19 protein-coding genes and 1 riboswitch are annotated in these 18,560 nt (G+C 67.8%); of the genes, 5 read left to right on the forward strand and 14 right to left on the reverse strand.

Annotated elements, in window-relative coordinates; all coding sequences use genetic code 11:
- Positions 1 to 15: 15 nt before the first annotated feature.
- The 13 genes from HNP60_RS01540 to HNP60_RS01600 form a co-directional block, all read right to left on the reverse strand.
- Positions 16 to 435, reverse strand: a complete 420-nt coding sequence (locus HNP60_RS01540) for a DUF2065 domain-containing protein (protein ID WP_184149337.1) — start codon at positions 433 to 435, stop codon at positions 16 to 18.
- A 61-nt stretch (positions 436 to 496) separates the two neighbouring features.
- Positions 497 to 606, reverse strand: a riboswitch (TPP riboswitch).
- A 4-nt stretch (positions 607 to 610) separates the two neighbouring features.
- Complete coding sequence (locus HNP60_RS01545; RefSeq protein ID WP_184149340.1) at positions 611 to 1,150, reverse strand: hypothetical protein; 540 nt, start codon at positions 1,148 to 1,150, stop codon at positions 611 to 613.
- A gap of 33 nt (positions 1,151 to 1,183) precedes the next feature.
- Positions 1,184 to 2,059: a MipA/OmpV family protein gene (locus HNP60_RS01550; RefSeq protein WP_184149343.1), complete on the reverse strand. Its 876-nt coding sequence runs from the start codon at positions 2,057 to 2,059 to the stop codon at positions 1,184 to 1,186.
- A gap of 265 nt (positions 2,060 to 2,324) precedes the next feature.
- On the reverse strand, positions 2,325 to 3,011 hold the full coding sequence (locus tag HNP60_RS01555; protein WP_184149346.1) for a phosphoribosylanthranilate isomerase: 687 nt from the start codon (positions 3,009 to 3,011) through the stop codon (positions 2,325 to 2,327).
- A 229-nt stretch (positions 3,012 to 3,240) separates the two neighbouring features.
- Positions 3,241 to 4,245, reverse strand: a complete 1,005-nt coding sequence (gene galE, locus HNP60_RS01560) for a UDP-glucose 4-epimerase GalE (RefSeq protein ID WP_014074678.1) — start codon at positions 4,243 to 4,245, stop codon at positions 3,241 to 3,243.
- 189 nt (positions 4,246 to 4,434) lie between these two features.
- Positions 4,435 to 5,493: a mannose-1-phosphate guanylyltransferase/mannose-6-phosphate isomerase gene (locus tag HNP60_RS01565; RefSeq protein ID WP_014074679.1), complete on the reverse strand. Its 1,059-nt coding sequence runs from the start codon at positions 5,491 to 5,493 to the stop codon at positions 4,435 to 4,437.
- A 72-nt stretch (positions 5,494 to 5,565) separates the two neighbouring features.
- Entirely contained in the window at positions 5,566 to 6,549 is a 984-nt protein-coding gene (locus HNP60_RS01570; RefSeq protein ID WP_184149349.1) for a type II secretion system F family protein, read from the reverse strand.
- Between the two features lie 16 nt (positions 6,550 to 6,565).
- Positions 6,566 to 7,561, reverse strand: a complete 996-nt coding sequence (locus tag HNP60_RS01575; protein WP_184149352.1) for a type II secretion system F family protein — start codon at positions 7,559 to 7,561, stop codon at positions 6,566 to 6,568.
- Positions 7,562 to 7,610: 49 nt separating this feature from the next.
- Positions 7,611 to 8,915, reverse strand: coding sequence for a pilus assembly protein CpaE (locus HNP60_RS01580; RefSeq protein WP_184149355.1), 1,305 nt, complete (start codon positions 8,913 to 8,915; stop codon positions 7,611 to 7,613).
- 1 nt (position 8,916) lies between these two features.
- Complete coding sequence (locus HNP60_RS01585; RefSeq protein WP_184149358.1) at positions 8,917 to 9,582, reverse strand: CpaD family pilus assembly protein; 666 nt, start codon at positions 9,580 to 9,582, stop codon at positions 8,917 to 8,919.
- An 18-nt stretch (positions 9,583 to 9,600) separates the two neighbouring features.
- Positions 9,601 to 11,112, reverse strand: coding sequence for a type II and III secretion system protein family protein (locus HNP60_RS01590; protein WP_184149361.1), 1,512 nt, complete (start codon positions 11,110 to 11,112; stop codon positions 9,601 to 9,603).
- A 2-nt stretch (positions 11,113 to 11,114) separates the two neighbouring features.
- Positions 11,115 to 12,125, reverse strand: coding sequence for a Flp pilus assembly protein CpaB (cpaB, locus tag HNP60_RS01595; protein WP_184149364.1), 1,011 nt, complete (start codon positions 12,123 to 12,125; stop codon positions 11,115 to 11,117).
- A 52-nt stretch (positions 12,126 to 12,177) separates the two neighbouring features.
- Positions 12,178 to 12,651: an A24 family peptidase gene (locus HNP60_RS01600; RefSeq protein WP_184149367.1), complete on the reverse strand. Its 474-nt coding sequence runs from the start codon at positions 12,649 to 12,651 to the stop codon at positions 12,178 to 12,180.
- A 103-nt stretch (positions 12,652 to 12,754) separates the two neighbouring features.
- On the opposite strand from HNP60_RS01600, the gene HNP60_RS01605 reads away from it, so the two are divergent.
- The gene (locus tag HNP60_RS01605; protein ID WP_184149370.1) at positions 12,755 to 13,873 is read left to right on the forward strand and encodes an NAD(P)/FAD-dependent oxidoreductase; all 1,119 of its coding nucleotides are present in this window, start codon (positions 12,755 to 12,757) and stop codon (positions 13,871 to 13,873) included.
- A 45-nt stretch (positions 13,874 to 13,918) separates the two neighbouring features.
- Here the strand turns inward: HNP60_RS01605 and HNP60_RS01610 are convergent, their stop codons facing one another.
- Entirely contained in the window at positions 13,919 to 14,464 is a 546-nt protein-coding gene (locus tag HNP60_RS01610; protein ID WP_184149373.1) for a c-type cytochrome, read from the reverse strand.
- A 236-nt stretch (positions 14,465 to 14,700) separates the two neighbouring features.
- Between HNP60_RS01610 and HNP60_RS01615 the strand changes: the two genes are divergently transcribed.
- The 4 genes from HNP60_RS01615 to HNP60_RS01630 all read left to right on the forward strand — a co-directional run bounded on the left by HNP60_RS01615 (position 14,701) and on the right by HNP60_RS01630 (position 18,438).
- The gene (locus HNP60_RS01615; protein ID WP_184149376.1) at positions 14,701 to 15,252 is read left to right on the forward strand and encodes a MarR family winged helix-turn-helix transcriptional regulator; all 552 of its coding nucleotides are present in this window, start codon (positions 14,701 to 14,703) and stop codon (positions 15,250 to 15,252) included.
- A 102-nt stretch (positions 15,253 to 15,354) separates the two neighbouring features.
- Positions 15,355 to 16,320 (forward strand): NAD(P)-dependent oxidoreductase, encoded by a 966-nt coding sequence (locus tag HNP60_RS01620; protein ID WP_184149380.1) that lies wholly within the window; start codon positions 15,355 to 15,357, stop codon positions 16,318 to 16,320.
- On the forward strand, positions 16,317 to 17,549 hold the full coding sequence (locus HNP60_RS01625; protein ID WP_184149383.1) for a glycerate kinase type-2 family protein: 1,233 nt from the start codon (positions 16,317 to 16,319) through the stop codon (positions 17,547 to 17,549). Before HNP60_RS01620 ends, HNP60_RS01625 begins: the two co-directional genes overlap by 4 nt.
- A gap of 1 nt (position 17,550) precedes the next feature.
- A complete protein-coding gene (locus HNP60_RS01630; RefSeq protein WP_184149386.1) occupies positions 17,551 to 18,438 on the forward strand; it encodes an alpha/beta fold hydrolase in 888 nt (295 codons plus the stop codon).
- The last annotated feature ends 122 nt before the right edge of the window (positions 18,439 to 18,560 follow it).

The raw sequence follows: 18,560 nt of genomic DNA on the forward strand, positions 1-18,560 counted from the left end.
GGGAAATGCCTTTCTTCAGACGAAAACGGATTGCGCGGCGTCCGCCCGGCCCGTGAGCCCGGCCAGCGCGAGGAAGAGACCCAGCGCGATGCTCGCGAAGGCCCAGATGCGGGTGAAGCGCAGCGACGCCTGGCCGATGCGGATGAGCGGGCCGGGTGTGGCGATGAGCAGCGCGCCTTCCAGCAGCGCCAGCCAGCCGGCCACCGTGACGATGATCGCCAGCGGATCGACAAGGATGCTGTGAGCGATGGCCAGCGCCGCGCCGATGGCGAAGACAGTGACGCCCATCACCATCTGCAGTCCCGCCGAGCGCGCGAGATCGTCAACGATCGCCTGCCAGCGCTGCGGCGCCGCAAGGCCGGAAAGGCCCGCCACGATCATGTAGAGGCCGATTGCCTGCGCCAGATGCAGGGTCAGGCTGGTCGCCGTGGTCATTGTCCGCCTCCTTGCCTCTCGCTCGGCCGGATCGCGGGCGGGGAAGGAACGGATGACCGGTGATCCGGCGCGGTCCACTCCCTCCGCCGGTACGAGCCGGTTCAGGTTCGACGGGTCGGATGGCGCTACCCATCCCTCTCAGCCAGTCAGCAGGCTCCCCGGGGAAGGGCTATCCTTACTCTGCTTTGCCGATGGGGCCAAGCTGTAAACCGGGTTCGCCGAAGAGTAACTTGGTCAACGACCGTGCGTCCGGCGCGCTCTGGAAGCTGGAAACTGGCAGCAGACGCAAGGCGGGGCGCTGTGCCTTGTTCCCGTTTGCGTCCGCCTTGCTGTGCTTGGCGATCTTTCCATCCAATCGCGGCATTTTTTCGCAAGGCGGGCCTCCATAAAAGCCATATCCGGTGATCTTCAGCGTCCTGAGATCGTGACGGATAAGAACGACACAGCCGGAAGACTTCTCCTCTAGCCGTTTTTGAATGGAAAAGTTACGCGCACGCCCTGCCGAATGAAGTGCCTTTAGTTGAATGTGCCTCACAACGCTTCGCGCTTCGATGATCACATCGTATCCTGCGTTGTCGACCTCGCTATGCGAGACAGCGAGGTCGAATTCGCCTTCCTCCCAGAGCTGACTCCCTATTGCCGCAAGAAAGCGGTGTTCGAGAATAGCCTCTCGGGTCGATGAGTGCGTGAAAAGCGCTTGGGTCCAACGTTCCATGGCGCACCGGCGTACCGGCGCGCCGCCATTTCGTCAAAACGTGTAGGCCAGCCCCAAGCCCGCCATCCACTGGTCGCGCGATCCGGCGATGCGCACGACCGGGCTGTCCGCGATGTCGCCAAGCAGACGGGTGTAAGCGAGCCCGCCGACCAGCGAGAGACCGCCCGAGAGATCGCCGCTCAGTGAGACATTGCCCGCAGCGGCGAGCGTCCAGTCCTTCCAGCCGCTGCCCGCGCTGTGGACGGGCAGGGTGCTCGCGGCGCTCTGCTCCGGCGTGATGGAGAAGAAGGTGCGCGCATAATCATCATCCACATGATTGGCCGAGGCGGCGAGGATGACGAGGCTCTTCGTGCTGAGCGGCGTCATGTAGCTCAGCGAGGGCGTGATGATCGTGCCGCCATGCGCGCCCGCGACGTCCTTGCGGACAGTGACGGTGGCCGAGAGCCGGTCATAATTGCTGGTGATGAGACCCCAGCGGCCGATGCCCGCGAAGCCGCCCAGCTCGACCGAATGGCCGACCTTGCCGAGCGCACGGATACGCTCGTCATCGATATTCTTCACGCTCGCGCGATTGAAGCCGACGGTGGCGACCGGGCCGAGCTGGAAATCCCAGCGCGATCCGCCATCGTTGATGAGGTCGAGGCTGAGCCGATTACCGACATAGAGGAAATTGAGCCCGCCAACCTTGCCGACCGCGCCGGGCACCGGCACGAGGCTCGATCCGCTCGCCCCCTCATATTCCGGGATCAGCGCGCCGCCGAGCCCGACGGTGAGCCGGTCCCCCGCACGGGCCCGGGCCGCCGCACGCTCCTCGGCTGCCTCTGCGGCGTCCGTGGTCTGTGCGAAAGCGGGGAAGGAATGAGCGGCGAGAGCAGCGAGCAGGGCGGGCAGGACATGGAAGGGGCGCAAGTTGAAACTCCGGCATGGGGCTGATGCCATCAACGCAGTAGCTGGCACTTGGCTCCCGCTCCATGCCCGAGGCTCGTTCCACGCCCGATTTCGGGCGGCATCGGCGGGACGCTATCTGAATGGAGGCCCCGGGGCTTCCTGCCACCTTATCAATCGGATGACGGGAAAGAGGCGGTGATCCCGCTGTCTCCTCGCGTCCGGACCGGCCGCCGCGGCGTTCTGGGTGTCCTGCCCCGGGGGAAGCGGGAATGGAAAGGAGGTTGCGTCAGGCGACCAGGGTGGCGGATGCCAATTCAGCGTCGGTCTGCTCCACGGCCAGCACGAATGCTGCCAGCTTCTCGGGATCAAGCTGGCCGGCAGTCCGCACCCCGGAACACAGGTCCAGCCCATAGGGTCGAACCTGCTTGATTGCGTCGGCCACGTTCGCGGCGGACAGACCGCCCGCGAGGAAGACCGGCCTCTCCGTCGCTCGAACGAAGGCCGCACTGATGGCCCAATCATGGGCGCGGCCGGTTCCGCCAAGCTCCGCGACCGGGGCGTTCGGCCTGCCCGAATCCAGCAGGAAAGCGTGGACGTGCGGCGCATAGGCAGGGATCAGATCAAGAGCTTCCGGCCCTTCGACATGGATGACCTGAACACGACGCACATGCGGTTCCAGCGCCGCCAGCTTCTGGGATTCCGCCCGATCGATGTGCGAAACAACCTGAACCGTGGACGGATTGGTGGCTCGTATATGTGCGGAGATTGCTTCGGCCGTCGTCTCGGATGTCAGCAGGAAGGTGGCGACAGGTGGCGGAACGAGCGCCGTTATCTCGGCGATCATGGCGTCAGCGATAGGACCTGGCCCGGAAGGCATACGCGCCACCAGTCCCAGCGCGTCGGCACCCCCTCCGATTGCGATGCTTGCCTCATCAGGCGAAGCGATGCAGCACACTTTGATCCGCGTCCTCATGAGGACGCAATATCGCGACTGTAAAGCGGCGGCAATCTGTCACTTTCCCGCAGACGAACAGTATCTTGCCCGCCGGGCTAACGACTATCCGAACCGGGCCCGGTTTGCTGCAGAATGCCGGCGAAAGAGGCCACAAGGCCGCCCGCGCGCTGGGGCGCATGGCTCGCGGCGGACCTTTCGGACGTGCCCCCGCTTCTATCGCTTCTATCGCTCGTCCCGGGATCCGCGATCAGCTGCCGCGGATCGCGCTCAGCTTGCGCTCCCAGGCGAGGGCATGTTCGACGATGACCGGCAGGTCTGCATAAGCGGGCACCCAGGGCAGGGTCGCCTTGATCCGGCTGTTGTCGGAAATGAGGGCCGGCGGATCGCCTGCCCGGCGTCCCTCGATCCGGCGCTCGACCTTCATGTTGGTGACGCGGTCCACGGCGTCGAGCACTTCGAGCACCGAGAAGCCCCGGCCATAGCCGCAGTTCATGGTGAGATTGCGCGCCGGCTCGGCCATCAGCGCTTCCAGCGCCAGCACATGCGCGGCGGCGAGATCGCTGACATGGATATAGTCGCGCACGCCCGTCCCGTCCGGCGTCGGGTAATCGGTGCCGAACACGCCGACATGGCTGCGCTTGCCCAGCGCTGCCTCCACCGCGACCTTGATGAGATGTGTGGCGCCGGCCGTGGACTGGCCCGAGCGCCCCTGCGGGTCCGCGCCCGCCACGTTGAAATAGCGCAGCGCACAGAAATTGAGCGGATGGGCCGCCGCCACGTCCCCCAGCATGATCTCGGTCATCAGCTTGGACATGCCATAGGGATTGATCGGCTGCTTCGGGCTGTCCTCGCGCACCGGGCTTTCCTCCGGCACGCCATAGGTCGCTGCCGTCGAGGAGAAGATGAAATGGGGCACGCCCGCGTTCACCGCCGCCTCGATCAGCGCGCGGCTGTTGGCGGTGTTGTTGCGATAATATTTGAGCGGGTTTTCGACGGATTCGGGCACGATGATCGAGCCCGCGAAATGCATGATACCCCGCACGCCATGGGTGCGCAGGACATCCTCCATGAACGCCACGTCGCCGACATCGCCTTCGACGAAGGCCGCCTTCTCATGGACGGCCCAGCGGAAGCCCGTGGTGAGATTGTCCACCACGACCACCGGCCAGCCGCCGTCGACCAGCGCCAGAACGGCATGGCTGCCGATATAGCCGGCGCCGCCGGTGACCAGGATGGTGGGCTTGTCGGTCATGGAAACTCCCTCGCAATGGCGCCGGTGTATCGGCATGGCGCCTGTCTCCGCGGAAGGGCCAGCCTTCCCCGGTCAACCTTGTTCAATAGAAGCGCGCGATCAGCGGCACGATGACCATCACGAACAGCAGAATCGAAAGCGCAGCCAGCCAGTGTGGCCGGTTCATGCCGTTTCCGTGCCGCCCGCCGGTCATGTCTCGCCCTTCCGCTGCTTCATTGCCGCCACGGCCTTGCGCACTTCCTGTGAGCGGCCGCGCGGCAGGATGAGGATCTCGTCTCCGGTCGCGATGACGATGAGATTCTGCCCGCCGACGACGGTCACATGCGGGCCGTCGCTGCGGATCAGGCATCCATTGGCCTCGATCGCCTGCGCGGCGCCCTGCACGGCATTGCCGTCGGCATCGCGATCCGCGAGGTCATACAGCGCGTCCCAGCTCCCCACGTCGGACCAGCCCATGGCCACCGGTACGCAGGCGACCTTCTCGCCCCGCTCCATCACCGCATAGTCGATCGAATCGGACGCGCAGAGCGCGAATGCCGCTTCGGACGGGCGGATCACCTTCCCGTCCCGCTCGGCTTCCGCCATGGACTGGCGGGCGGCGGCGAGCATGTTGGGCTGATAGATCGCGAGCGCGTCGAGGAAGGCACGGGCGCTGAACAGGAAGATGCCGGCATTCCAGACATGGCCGCCCTGCGCGAGCATCGTCTTGGCCCGGTCCAGCGGCGGTTTCTCGATGAAGCGGGAGACCTTGCGTACGCCTTCAGCCAGCTCCTCGCCCAGCGCGATGTAGCCGAAGCCCGTCTCGGGCGCATCCGGCTCGATGCCGAACGTAACGAGCCAGCCTTCGGCCACGAGCGGCCGTGCCCGCTCGATCGCGGCATGGAAAGCCGCGACATCGGTGATGACGTGATCGCTCGGCATCACCAGCATGGCGCTGTCCTGTTCCTCCAGGGCCATTGCCGCAAGCGCGATGGCCGGCGCGGTATTGCGCGCGCAGGGCTCGAGAATGACGGTGATGTCCGGCCCGCCCTGGGCGCGGATGATGTCGGCATGGGCCGCGTTCGCCACGACGAGCGGCGTCTGCGCATCGGCCAGCCCGGCGACGCGCGCCAGCGTCAGCTCGAACATCGTCTGCGGCGCGGTGAGCCCGATGAACTGCTTTGGCTGGGCGGTTCGGCTGACCGGCCAGAGCCGGGTGCCCGAGCCGCCGGAGAGGATCACGGGCGTGACGGGCTGGATCTTGGGCAAGGCTGTCGCTCCTCCGGGCGTCTGGAATTCTCGTGGCCTAGTGGCGCAGGCCCGTTCGCATCGCAAGCCCCGTCAGAAGGCTTCGCTGATCGAACAGGCAGCCGGACCCAGAATGACCACGAACAGTGTCGGCAGGATGAAGAGGATGAGTGGCACGGTCATGATCGCCGGCAGGCGCGCGGCTTTTTCTTCCGCGCGCATCATGCGCTCGTGGCGGAACTCGGCCGAGAGGATTCGCAGCGCGGAGGCCAGCGGCGTGCCGTATTTCTCGGTCTGGATCATCGTCGTCACCACGCCCTTGAGCGCATCCAGCTTCACGCGCGTCGCCAGATTCTCGAAGGCCATGCGCCGTTCGGTCAGGAAGGAGAGCTCGATGGCGGTGAGCTGGAACTCCTCGCCCAGCTCGGGATAGGCGGCGCCCAGTTCCCGTGCGACGCGCGCGAAGGCGGCGTCCACGGTCAGCCCCGCCTCGGCGCAGATGACGAGCAGGTCCAGCGCATCGGGTATGCCCTTGCGGATCGCCTGCGAGCGCTTGGTGACCATATTGTCGACATAAAGGTCCGGCGCCTTGTAGCTCAGGAGCAGCGCGCCCGCGAACACGCCGAACTTCTTCATGGCGCCCCAGTGGGGCCAGAGATCGACCCCGTAGATGAGCAGGGCCGCCATGCCGCCCACCACGATCGGCAGCACGAGCCGGCCGAAGATGATGGCGATGGCCCAGTCCTTGGAGCGGATGCCGGCCTGCGCCAGCTTCACTTGCGCCACCTTGAGCTGGTCGTCCTGCAGCACCTTGAGCGACGACAGGAAGGTGCGCATCCGGTCCGTCGTGTCGTTCTGGTGAACGATCTTCGCGCGCCGCTTTCCGGTCGAGGCAGTGATGCCCGCCTTCAGTTGCTCGCGCCGGTCGTTGAGCGCCTTCACGCGCCGGTTCATCGGGTTGCGCACCGTCGAGGCGGCATAAAGCGCGACGAGCACGGCGAGCGTCGCCAGCGCCGCGAGCAGCGTGCCGAGATCGGCTGCGGTCAGTCCCATCAGGGTGGCGCCGGTGGATGACATGGTCCCTGGAGCTCCCCTAGATCTCGAAATTGATCATCTTGGACATGATGAACACGCCGATGCCCATCCAGCACATGCCGCCCAGCCCGACGAGTTGCATGAGGCTCAGCCCGAAGAGGCCGCCGGGATCGCCGTTGAAGAAGGGCGTCATATATTTGAAGTTGATCCAGCTGATGAGGCCGAACACCAGGAAAGGCAGCGCGCCGATGATATAGGCCGACGCCTTGGATTCGGACGACATCGCCCGGATCTTGAGCTTCATCTGCGCGCGCTGGCGTAGAACCGAGCCGAGATTGGCCAGCGTCTCGGCGAGATTGCCGCCCGTTTCCCGCTGGATGTTGAGCGTGATGCAGAAGAACTGGAATTCCGGCGTGCCGAGCCGCGCCGCGGTCTCCTGCAGCGACTGGTCCATGGACTTGCCGATCTTGATCCGCTCGGTGATCATCTTGAATTCCTCGCCCACGGGTCCGGGAATTTCCTGGCTCACCACCGTCATCGTCTCGCTGACCGGCAGGCCCGAGCGCAGGCCTCTCACCAGCAGGTCCAGCGCATCCGGGAAATTGGCGGTGAACTTGTCGATCCGCTTCGCGATCAGCTTGCCGATCACCCAGTGCGGCAGGCCGAAACCGGTCGCCATTGCCAGCAGCAGGGCCGGTACGAAGGAAAAACCGCGCAGCAGCAGCAAGGCGAAGACCGTGATGGCCAGCCCCACGCAGACCATCATATACTGGCTGAGCGTCCATTTCCGGCCGGTCATGGCCAGCCGCTTGGTCAGCTGCTCGGGCCGGGGGACGAGCGAGGTGAGGAGCTTGTGCTTCTCCTGCTGGGTGGAGGCGATCGCCTTGCGCATGCGCGCCTCGATCTGGTTGCCGTCATTGCCGGTGTGGCGCCCGCGGATCGCGGCCATGCGGCGCGCGCGCGCGCGCTCGGGCGACGGTCCGGAAAAGGCGAAGAACAGCATGGCGAGCATCGCCACCATGAGCAGGATCAGCAGGAGGAACCGTGCGTCCATCATCATCCCGTTCAATGACCGGGCGCGAAGTCAGCGCCGCCGCGATCCATCATCCCGAAACCAGGTCCGCACTGGCTGGGCCCTTTGCCTTGCCCTGCCGGGGCAGCTTGCCTTCCAGCAGGCGGCTGATGAGCGAGCCCCCGGCTGCCTTGCCGGCGCCCTTGCGCTCCGCCGGATCGACCGAACCGCCGCTGGTCGCGATCGTCCTGCCGAGTTGCGCGAGACCCTGGCCGAGCTTGCTGGCGCGGCCGCTTTCAGCAACCGTCTTGCCCAGCTTGGCAGCCTGCGCGGTGACCTTGGAATCATAAGGCAGGACAAGGTCGATCGGCCGCTCGATCGAATGTTCGAAATCCTTGCGCGCGATCTCCACCACGCCCGGCTGCGCCTTGTTGGCGACCACCATCACATGGCTTTGCGGCGCGTTGGACTTGAGCCAGGAGAGGATGCGGATCGTATCGCGGGCGGATGCGAGCGTGAACTCCGTCACCACGATCACCACGTTCGATTCATGCACCAGATGCGGATGCTGGATCAGCATCGAGCGCGGCAGGTCCACGAATGTCCATTCGAACGCGCTGCGAAGCTCTTCCTCCAGCTGATGATAGGCCGAGCCATCCGTGATGAGCGGCTGGCTGATCGGCGCCTCGGCGGAGAGGAGCGCGAGCGTCTCGCTGGCCCGCACCATAGCGCGCTCGATGAAGAGCCCGTCGATGCGGCTTGGATTCTCGACTGCGTCGGTGAGGCCGCGGCCGGGCTCCAGATCCATCGCGAGCGCCCCGGTGCCGAAATGCACGTCGAGGTCGAGCAATGCGGTGGGGCTCTTGCCCTTGGCGCTGCTGAGATAAGCGAGCGAGGTCGCGATCGTGGAGGCGCCCACGCCGCCCCGGGTGCCGATGACGCTGACCAGCACGTGCGGCCGGTCATCGCCGATGTCGGCCTTGGGCGCCAGGAAGACGGCGTGCGCGCCGGCCAGGGCATCGCGCAGCGTGTCGGCGGACAGCGGCTTGAGCAGATAATCCTGGATGCCGCTCGCGATGAGATCGCGATACAGGCGCACGTCGTTCACTTGCCCGCTCGCGATCACCACGGTGCCGGGCTCGCAGACTTCCGCAAGGCTGTTGATGTCGTTCAGCGGATCGCCGGATTCGGAGAGGTCGACGAACAGGACATTCGGGCTCGCCGACATGGAGAGCGACTGCACGGCATTGCGCAGGCCGCCCTTGTAGACCTTCTCGACCGGCCAGCCCAGTTCCTGGACCACGGCGCGAATGAGATCGAGGCTGTGATCATCGCACACATAGGCATGAAAGGGGTCGCGCCCATGGGGGCCGCCGGGTTTCCACGGTGCGTTCATCTCACTTGCCTCCCGCCGACATGGCCTGAAGTCCGCCGGCGCCGGTGGGCGCCTTTTCCTGATAGGCCTTGATCGCCTTGCCGCTCACGCCGTTGGTGGGATCGATGTCCGAGGCGCGTCCCTCGACGAGGTCGCGCGGGTCGGCCACCATCGCGGCGAGATTGGAGGCCGCGGCGCAGCCATAATTGTCGCTGAGGCCACCGACGAAATCGGCTTCCGCCTTGTCCCGCCAGCTCGGGCAGCCCGGCACGCTCGCCGTGGAGCGGCTGACCACGACGCGCACGCCGCCAGCGGGCGCTTCTCCGGCCGTGACCGGCGCATCGCCTTCCACCAGCAGCCCATAGCGCCCGACGACCTCGCCCACCGCGTCGCGCAGGGCGAGCGAACCGCCGGCGCTGGCCAGCGACACATGATCGCCATAGCCGAGGCGCAGCGCGCTGAACCAGGCATTGAGTCGGCTGCGGTCAGCCGAACCCAGGGTGCCGTCGCTCTCGCCCGTCACGTCGAAGACGAAGTCGGTGCGCTCGACCACCGGCTGATGCGCCGATTCGACGCCGCGCTCGGCCTTGCGGGCAACCGCTGGCGCAGCCGCCAGCACAGGCGCGATGACAAGGCAGAGCGCCAGCGCACGGGCGGCGGGCCTGAAGAAGAAGCTCGTCTTTTCCATCCTGCGTATCTTCCCTTGTCAGAAGCTGAAACCGGGCGCGGCCTGGCCCTTGTTCGACCGGGCGGCATTGCCGACCTTGTCCGGCGTCACGGTGGTCGGCTGCGCCGCCTTGGGCGCGGGCCGGCTGGCACCGGTCTCGCCGGCATGGATCTGGCCGCCGAGGATGCGCTGGCCGTCGTCGGCATTGCGATAGCCATCGGTCGGCAGCACGATCTGGCGCGCATCCACCGGCTTCACCAGATACGGCGTCACGACGATGACCAGCTCCGTCTCCTGGCGGCGATAGCCCTGCGACTTGAACAGGTTGCCGATGATCGGCAGGTCGCCGAGGAACGGCGCCTTCTCGATGGTGTTGCCGCTGGAGCTGGACAGCAGGCCGCCGATCATGAAGCTCTGGCCCGAGCCGAGTTCCACGGTCGTCTCCGCCCGGCGGGTGGAGATGCCGGGGATGGTGAAGCCGTTGAGGCGCACCGCCGAACCATTGTCGAGTTGCGAGACCTCCGGGCGGACGCGCATCGAGATGCGGCCGTCTGCAAGGACGGTCGGCGTGAAGGCAAGGCTGACGCCATATTGCTTGTACTCGACCGAGACCTGTCCCAGCGTCGTCGAGAGCGGAATGGGAATTTCGCCACCGGCCAGGAAGCTCGCCGTCTCGCCCGAGAGCGCGGTCAGGTTGGGATTGGCCAGCGTCGATGCCAGCCCCTGCGTTTCCGCCAGGTCGAGCGCGCCGAGCACGTCGAGGCCGAACAACCGGCCCTCGCCGAACAGCGACGTGCCGCTGGTGCCCGGCGTCACGGCCGTCGCGCCTTCCGACACTTTACTGCCGACCAGCAGAGGGCCGCCCATGGTCCATTGCGGATAGAATTCCCGGCCTTGCCCCACCCCGAACTTGAAGCCGCCGGTTGCGTCGGCGGTGGCGAGGTTGAAGCCGATATTCTTGGAAAGGCTCTTGTTCACCTCTGCGATGCGGACCTGCAGGTTGACCTGCAGTGGCGTCGCGGTCTTGAGGCGGCTGACGACATTGGTCTCCTTGCCCGAGAAGGCCTGGACGAGGCGCTCGACCTCGGCTGCGTCTTCCGGCGCGCCGACCGTGCCGGTCAGCAGCACCAGGCCGTTCATCGTGCTCACCTGGACATTGGCGTCCGGCATGGCGAGGCGCAGCATCTGGTCGATGCTGGTGATGTTGTTGCCCACGCGGACTGCATTGGCATAGAGCATCTTGCCATTGCCCGAGGTCACGAAGATGTTGGTCTCGCCCGGCGCTTTGGCGATCAGGTAGATCTGGCGCTGGGAGCGCACATGGACGTCCAGCACATTGGGATTGGCGATCACCACGTCAGTGAGGCTGTCAGGCAGGTTGACCACCCGGCTCTCGCCCACGGCGAGCAGCAGGGCGCCGTTTTCCTGCGGCGCGGCACCGGCGGCGAGCAGCCCGGACGGCGCAAGCGCGGCGCTGGAGGCGATGGCGAGTGCGGCGGCGAGAGCGCCGGCCGCGACGCGCGCCAGCGATGGCTGGAGGACATGGCTCATCTTCACTTGCTCCCGACCTCGACGGTAGTGACGCTGCCGCCGCGCGCCACGCGCACGACCGGCCCCGAGCCGCTGCCCCCGCCCGCGGCGACCACGGCCGGCGCATTGGGGTCGACGGGCTTGCCGGGCACGCTGCTGCGCTGGTAGCGCGAGACATCCGCGCCGGTGGAATAGGACGAGCGGCGGTCGGACGGGCTGCGCGCCAGCGCGGCGATCATCGCCTTCTCGCCCTTCTCGTCGCCCGCGCCGGACGCATCGATGTCCCCGGAGGCGAGCGCCTCCTCAAGTTCCTGATTGTTGTCCGCGATCGAGCGCAGCGAGAGCGTGATGGTGCCGACGGTCTGGGCCACGCTGATCTTCTCCGCCATGCGCGGGGTGACTTCGAGCGTGACGTTGGAGAATGTCTGGACGACCGGCTGGCCATCCTCGCCCACGGCATTGGTGCGCTGGTCAGTGGCGAGCACGCGCAGATTGCGCAGGATCGTCTCGGCGACCTTGAGCGGTTCGCCTTCGCCACCACCCACGACGCTCTGCGTGAGCACCAGATCCACCCGGTCGCCGGGGAACACGAACCCCGCGACGCTGCTCTGCACGGAAACCGGCACGGTCACGGCACGCATGCCCGGCCCGAGCGCGGCGGCAAGGAAGCCGCGGTCGCCGGCCTTGATGAGCGAGCCCTGCGTGACGGGCTGGCCCGCGGCGATCGCCGTGCGCACCACGGCGCCGGCCAGCTTCGCCTCGTCGGCCTTGCCCTGGATATAATAGGCTTCCTCGACCAGCTCTTTGGGCCAGGGCTGGTAGCGATAGGCATCCGGACCCATGATCGTGCCGACGGGCAGCGACTTGGTCGCGACCAGCACATGGGGCATGTCGGCAGGATTGGGCATCGCGGCCGCCGTCGCGCTGGGTGCGCCGCCGCCGCCGCCTCCGTTGAACATGGAGCGTGCGAGGAATGCCGTCGTCACCGCAATGATGAGGGCACCCGCCAGCAGCGCGATCTTCCTGGGTTCCATGTAGACAACCGCCTCCGATCGATGGGACCACGAGTCCCGGTCGCATTCATTATTAAGTCAAAGGGTTAAGATAGCGTTCGCCCATTACCCATAGCCCGGCGAGCGCGATGGCGACGCCATAGGGGATTTCCGGCCGGCCGATCCTGCGGCTCATCCGATGATGGACGACCGTCGCGAGCGTCACGACACCGCCGATCAGCGCCATCACCACGATGAGCAGAGACATGGCCTGGAGCGGCAGCCACAGCGCGATCGCGGCGAGCATCTTCACGTCGCCGCCGCCCATCATCCCGAGCGAGAACAGGACGGCGAAGAGCACGAACACCGTGAGCGCCAGAGCGATCTGGAGGACCACGTCCGGATAGAGCGCAAGGCCATTGGCCCACCACCAGAGGGGCGCCAGCAGCGCGATGCCGAGATTGAGGCGATTGGAGATGATGCGGCTGCGCAGGTCCGTCGCCGCGCCCCACAGCAGGAGCAGCGCCAGAGCCGCGCTCAGCAAAGAAGAAGCCCACACCCCCGACATACCGGATTATGCCTAGACGTTACGCCTTACCAAATCGTAACCAGCCGCTCATGTCCGCCCCCGCGCTCTCCCCGCTCTCGTCCGATCCCGCGGTCCTGTCCGCATGGTGACGACCGACATCCTCATCGTCGGCGGAGGCATGGCCGGGTTCAGCATGGCCGCGACTCTGGCGCCGCATGCCGGCGTCATCCTGATCGAGCAGGAGTCGCAGCCGGGCTATCACGCTTCCGGGCGCTCGGTGGCCTTCTGGGAAGAGAGCTATGGCGGACCGGGCGTGCAGCCGCTCACCAGCGCCAGCGGCCCGCTGCTGCGCGCGCCGGACCCCGCTTTTTCCGAGACCCCTTTCCTGGGCCCGCGCAGCGCCATCCACATCGGCAAGGCCGATGATGACGGGCTCGCCGAGGGCATGCTGGCGGCCTTCGCCGGGAGCGGCGTGACGTTCGAGCGGGTCGACCGGGCCGCCATGCTCCGCGCCCTGCCAGGCCTGCGGGAGCCATGGGTCGTGGGTGTCGCCGAGCCCTCCTGCCGGGACATCGACGCTGCCGGCCTGCTCGGCGCCTATCGCCGCGCGGCGATTCGCGCGGGCACCCGCGTGCAGCTCTCGACCCGCTTCGCGGCCGCGCGGCGGGAAGGGCGGGGATGGCAGGTCGAGACGAGCAGCGGAACGATCGCCTGCGGCATGATCGTCAACGCGGCGGGGGCATGGGCGGACGATGTCGCCCGGCGCGCCGGACTGGGGCCGCTGGCCATCAAGCCCTATCGCCGCACGGTCGTGCAGCTTCGCTGTCCCGAGGCGCCGGCGCATTTCCCGCTGATCGCGGATCTGGGCGGCGGCTTCTACTTCAAGTCGGAAGGCGCGGGCCGGCTCTGGCTCTCCCCGCATGACGAGACGCCGGACGTCCCGCGCGATGTGGCGCCCGAGGAACTGGATGTCGCCATCGCGATCGACCGCTTCTGCGCGGTCGTCGACTGGCGGATCGCGGCGGTCGAGCACAAATGGGCCGGCCTGCGCAGCTTCGCGCCGGACCGGCTGCCGGCCTATGGCTTCGATCCGCGCACGGAGGGCTTCTTCTGGTTTGCCGGGCAGGGCGGCTTCGGCATACAGACCGCGCCGGCCGCGGCCCTGATCGGTGGCGCCCTGGCGCTTGGCCAGCCGCTTCCGCCCGCCGTCGCGATGATCGACGCCGCGGCCTACGCGCCCGGACGGCTCATTGAGGACTGAAGCACGAGCGAGGGCGGCGGCGCGCCGGGCGCCGCCTGCCGTGCCTTATTTCAGCGTATCGAGATAGGCGATGATGTCGGCGCGGCTCTTGTCATTGGCGACGCCGGCGAACGCCATCTTGGTGCCGGGCACCACTTTCATCGGCGCGCGAAGATAATCGGAGAGGGCCGCGTTGGTCCACACCTTGCCGCTGGCCTTCATCGCCGGGGAATAATTGAAGTCGGGCAGGGCTGCCGCCTTGCGCCCGACCACGCCATGCAGCGAGGGGCCGAGGCCGTGCTTGCCCGGTTCGAGCGCATGGCAGATCTTGCACTGGGCATAGAGCTTCGCGCCATTGGCTGCGTCTCCGCCAGCGGCGGTCTCCACCGGGGCAGCCGGCGCGGGCTCGGTCGCGGCCGGCGTGGCGGCAGCGGTTGGCGTGGCGGTCGCGGCCGGAGTCGGCTGAGCTTCGGGCTCCGTCACATTGGCAGGTGCGGGCTCGCCAGCGACATTCCCAAGCGCTTCGTTTGCGGGGGCGTCAGGCACGGCCACGGCATTGCCGGCCGGTTCCGGCTGGCTGCCGCAGGCGGCGAGAAAGAGAAGCAGTCCCATGCTGATTGCGCCGGACGCGAGTCCAGCGTCGGTCTGACCTGGCCGACGAAGCTTGCCCACTTGATCACTCCCTGACTGTTCTGTCGTTCCCGTTGCCCGTGGGCAAACGGCGATCCTCTGCGCCGGGACGCGGACATCGTCAACTGGCAATCACCGCCCGCAGAGGCGCCGTGAAGCCGGGCGGTCGCGCGGTTCCGGGTGATGAGGGCAGTTGACAGGGACCGGCAAAGATGTCGATGAACGGCCAACCAGCCGCGATCACCGGATGGAAGGGGCCGAGATTGAACGAGACGGGTGAGACTCTCCTGGAGGAACCGGACGCGATGCCGAAACTGGACGGTACGACCAGGCTCGACCGGGAATATGGCTTCACTTACCGGATCATCCTGATCGCTCGGCGCTACCGGGCCCTGCTGGACGAGCAGCTTCGCCCGCTCGGCTACGGCACCGCGCGCATGGAAGCGCTGTCCACCATTGCCCGCTCCAAGGAGCCGAGCGCGCAGATCTCCATCGCCAAGCGCATCGGCATCGAAGGCCCGACGCTGACCCGGATGCTCGACACGCTCGAAGCGGACGGGCTGGTGGTCCGGCGGCAGGACCCCAATGACCGCCGCACCAAGCTCATCGAGCTGACCGCCGATGGCGAGAAGGCGCTCAAGGAAATCATGCAAGTCGCCAATGCCTTCCGCGCCAGCGTGCTGGACGCGCTCAGCGACGATGAGCTCGATCGGGCGAACGGCGTTACCGACAAGCTGATGCGACTGCTCTGCGAGGGCGCGGAACGCTGAAGGCCGGGTCGGCCGGGCGCGCGAAACGGGCCCGGGCGGTGCTGGACTTCGCCTGACAGCCCATATAGTTGCAGAGCGAATGATCTGCGGGAGGATGCGGGAATGACGGACGGCGCGGGAACGGTTGCGGGCGGTTTGCCCCGCATCGTGCATCTCGACAGGATGACGATGGGCGGCTTCGAGATTCCGCGCCCGGACTTCCCCCATGAGTGGATCGCCCATGAGTTCAGCGAGCCGGACGAGGTCGTCCAGCGCCTGCAGGGCGCGCAGGTCGCGGTCATCAACAAGGTCCGCATGGACGCGGCCACGCTCGCGCAACTGCCGGACCTGAAACTGATCGCCGTCACGGCGACGGGCACCGACGTGGTCGACAGCACAGCCGCGCAGGCGCAGGGCATCGCAGTGCGCAATGTCGTCGGCTATGCCGGCACTTCGGTGGCCGAGCATGTCATCATGCTCATCTTCGCCCTGACGCGCGGGCTCGTGCCGTTCCGCGATTCGGTGATCGACGGGCGCTGGGAGAGCGGCAAGGCCTTTTGCGTGTTCGCAGCGCCCGTGCGGGATCTGGCGGGGCAGCGGCTCGGCCTGTTCGGCAGCGGCGCCATCGCGCAGGCCGTCGCCGAACGCGCGCGAGCACTCGGCATGGAGGTCGTCTTCGCCGGACGCCAAGGGCAGGCCCCGGCGGAGGGCAGGCTGGCTTTCGAGGAGGTGCTGGCGACCAGCGACATCATCAGCCTGCATTGCCCGCTGACCGACGAGACCCGGCACATGCTGAACGCGGACAGCCTCGCCACGATGAAGCAGGGCGCGCTCATCATCAACACCGCGCGCGGCGCGCTCATCGATCTCGATGCGCTGGAAGCTGCGCTGGAGGCGGGGCGGATCGGCGGCGCGGGCATCGATGTCGCGCCGGTCGAGCCGCCGCCGCCGGGCAGCCCGATCCTGCGCCTCGCGCGCCGCAGCGACGTGATCGTCACGCCGCATGCCGCTTGGCTCAGCACCCAGGCCGTGCAGGACCTCGCCCGGCGCACCGGCGAGAACATCGCGACGTTCCTCGCCGGCCGATGAACGGCCCCATGCACAAGCGGGCGCTGCTGGAAGGCGCCTATGATGCGGCCGTCGCGGCCTGCAAGCGTCCGGAGACGATCATCGCCGCGCTGCCGCCCAAACCAGCCGGGCGCGTCATCGTGATCGCCGCCGGGAAGGGCGCAGTGCCCATGGCACAGGCGATCGAGGCGCACTGGCCGGACGCGACCGGCATTGCCGTCACGCGCACCGGCTATGGCGGCCCGCTCCGGCGGATCGAACTGGTCGAGGCAAGCCATCCGGTGCCCGACGCCGCCGGGCAGGCGGCCGCGGCCCGATGCCTGGCGCTGGCGGAAAGCGCCGGGGAGGGCGATCTGGTGCTCGTGCTGCTCTCAGGCGGCGCCTCCGCCCTGCTCGCCGCGCCCGCGCCGCCGCTCGACCTTGCGGCGAAGCAGGCCGTGACGCGCGCGCTGGTCCGCTCCGGCGCATCGATCGGCGAGATCAATCTGGTGCGGCGGCATCTCTCGCGCATCAAGGGCGGGCGCCTCGCCGCCGCCGCTTTCCCGGCGGACGTGCTCACGCTCGCCGTCTCGGACGTGGTGGGCGACATTCCCGAGGATATCGGCTCCGGCCCGACCGTGGGCGACGCCGGCACGACCGCCGACGCGCAGGCGGTGCTCGCGCGCTACGGCATTGCCGATCCGGGCGGCTGGAGCGAATCGGTGAAGCCGGGCGACCCGCGCCTCGCGCGCAGCCGGTTCGCGGTGGTCGTCCGCCCGGATGACGCGCTCGCCGCCGCCGCGGATTTCCTGCGCGCGCATGGCTACACGCCCGAAATCATCGAGAAGGAAGCGACCGGGGATGCACGCCTCGTCGCGCGGCGCCACGCGCGGATCGCCGTCGATTCCTGCAGCCGGGGGCAGCGCACGGCCCTCATCTCCGGCGGCGAGCTGACGGTGACGGTCACCGGATCGGGCTGCGGCGGGCCCAATCAGGAATATGCGCTGGCGCTGGCCGTCGCGATCAAGGGTCTGGCGGGTGTCGCCGCGCTCGCGGCCGATACCGACGGCGTCGACGGCAATCGCGATGTCGCGGGCGCCTATGTCGATGGCGAGACGCTGGACGATCTGGAGGAAGCCGACATCGACGTGGCCACCGTCCAGGCGAACAATGATGCGGGGAGCGCGCTGGGCGAGATCGGGGCGCTGTTCGTGCCGGGGCCCACGCTCACCAACGTCAATGACCTGCGCATGATCCTGGTCGATCCCTGAGATGACGCCCGAGCGCCTGGTCGTCGCCACGGAGCTGCTCGACATCGCGCTCGATGCCTGGGGCGATCCGTCCGGCCCGCCGGTGCTGCTGCTGCACGGCTTCCCTTTCGATCCGCGCTCATTCGATGCGGCGGCGGCGCTGCTGGCGCAGGCCGGCATGCGCGTGCTGGTGCCCTGGCTGCGCGGCTTCGGGCCCACCCGCTTCCGCAGCGCGGAGACGATGCGCTCGGGCCAGCAGACCGCCATTGCCGACGATGCGCGCGCGCTGCTCGATGCGATGGGGATCGATCGCGCGCTGGTGGCGGGCTTCGACTGGGGCGGCCGGGCGGCCTGCATCATGGGCGCGCTGTGGCCCGAGCGCGTGCGCGGCGTGCTCGTCGTCGGCGGCTATCTGGTGCAGGACCTTTCCGATCCGACGCGCCCCGTGCCCGCCGCCACGGAGCACATGATCTGGCACCAGTATTTCCTCTCGTCCGAGCGGGGGCGGCGAGCGCTTGCCGAGGCGCCGCGCGACATCTGCCTGCACTTGCGGCGGCAATGGTCGCCGGGACTGGTGGACGAGGCGCTGTTCGATCGCACTGCGCCCGCCTTCGACAATCCCGACTTCGCGGCCGTGAGCTGGCACAGCTATGCCCATCGCATCGGCGCGGCGCCGGGCGATCCCCGCTATGCCGCGCTGGACGCCGCGCTGCTGCCGCCACCGCCCGTCCCGGTCCCCGCCATCGTCCTCACGCGCGGCGGCGGCATGATGGGGGGCATGCGCGCCGCCGGCCAGTTCCCCGGGCTGGTGCGCGAATGGCCGGTCGAAGGCACGGGCCATGATCCCGCCGCCGAAAAGCCGCAGGCCTTCGCTGAAGCGCTGCTGGCCCTCGCTCGCGCCGCACCCTGAGCGCCACGGCGGGCCGGCGCGACATCGCGCGCCCGCCTGACAGATGGCGATCGCCCACGAACACCGGAAAAGGGCGCTCCCGAGCCGGGAATCACGCGTCTGACCGAGCAATTACCGGACAG

This window comes from Sphingobium lignivorans (assembly GCF_014203955.1).
Taxonomy (GTDB): domain Bacteria; phylum Pseudomonadota; class Alphaproteobacteria; order Sphingomonadales; family Sphingomonadaceae; genus Sphingobium; species Sphingobium lignivorans.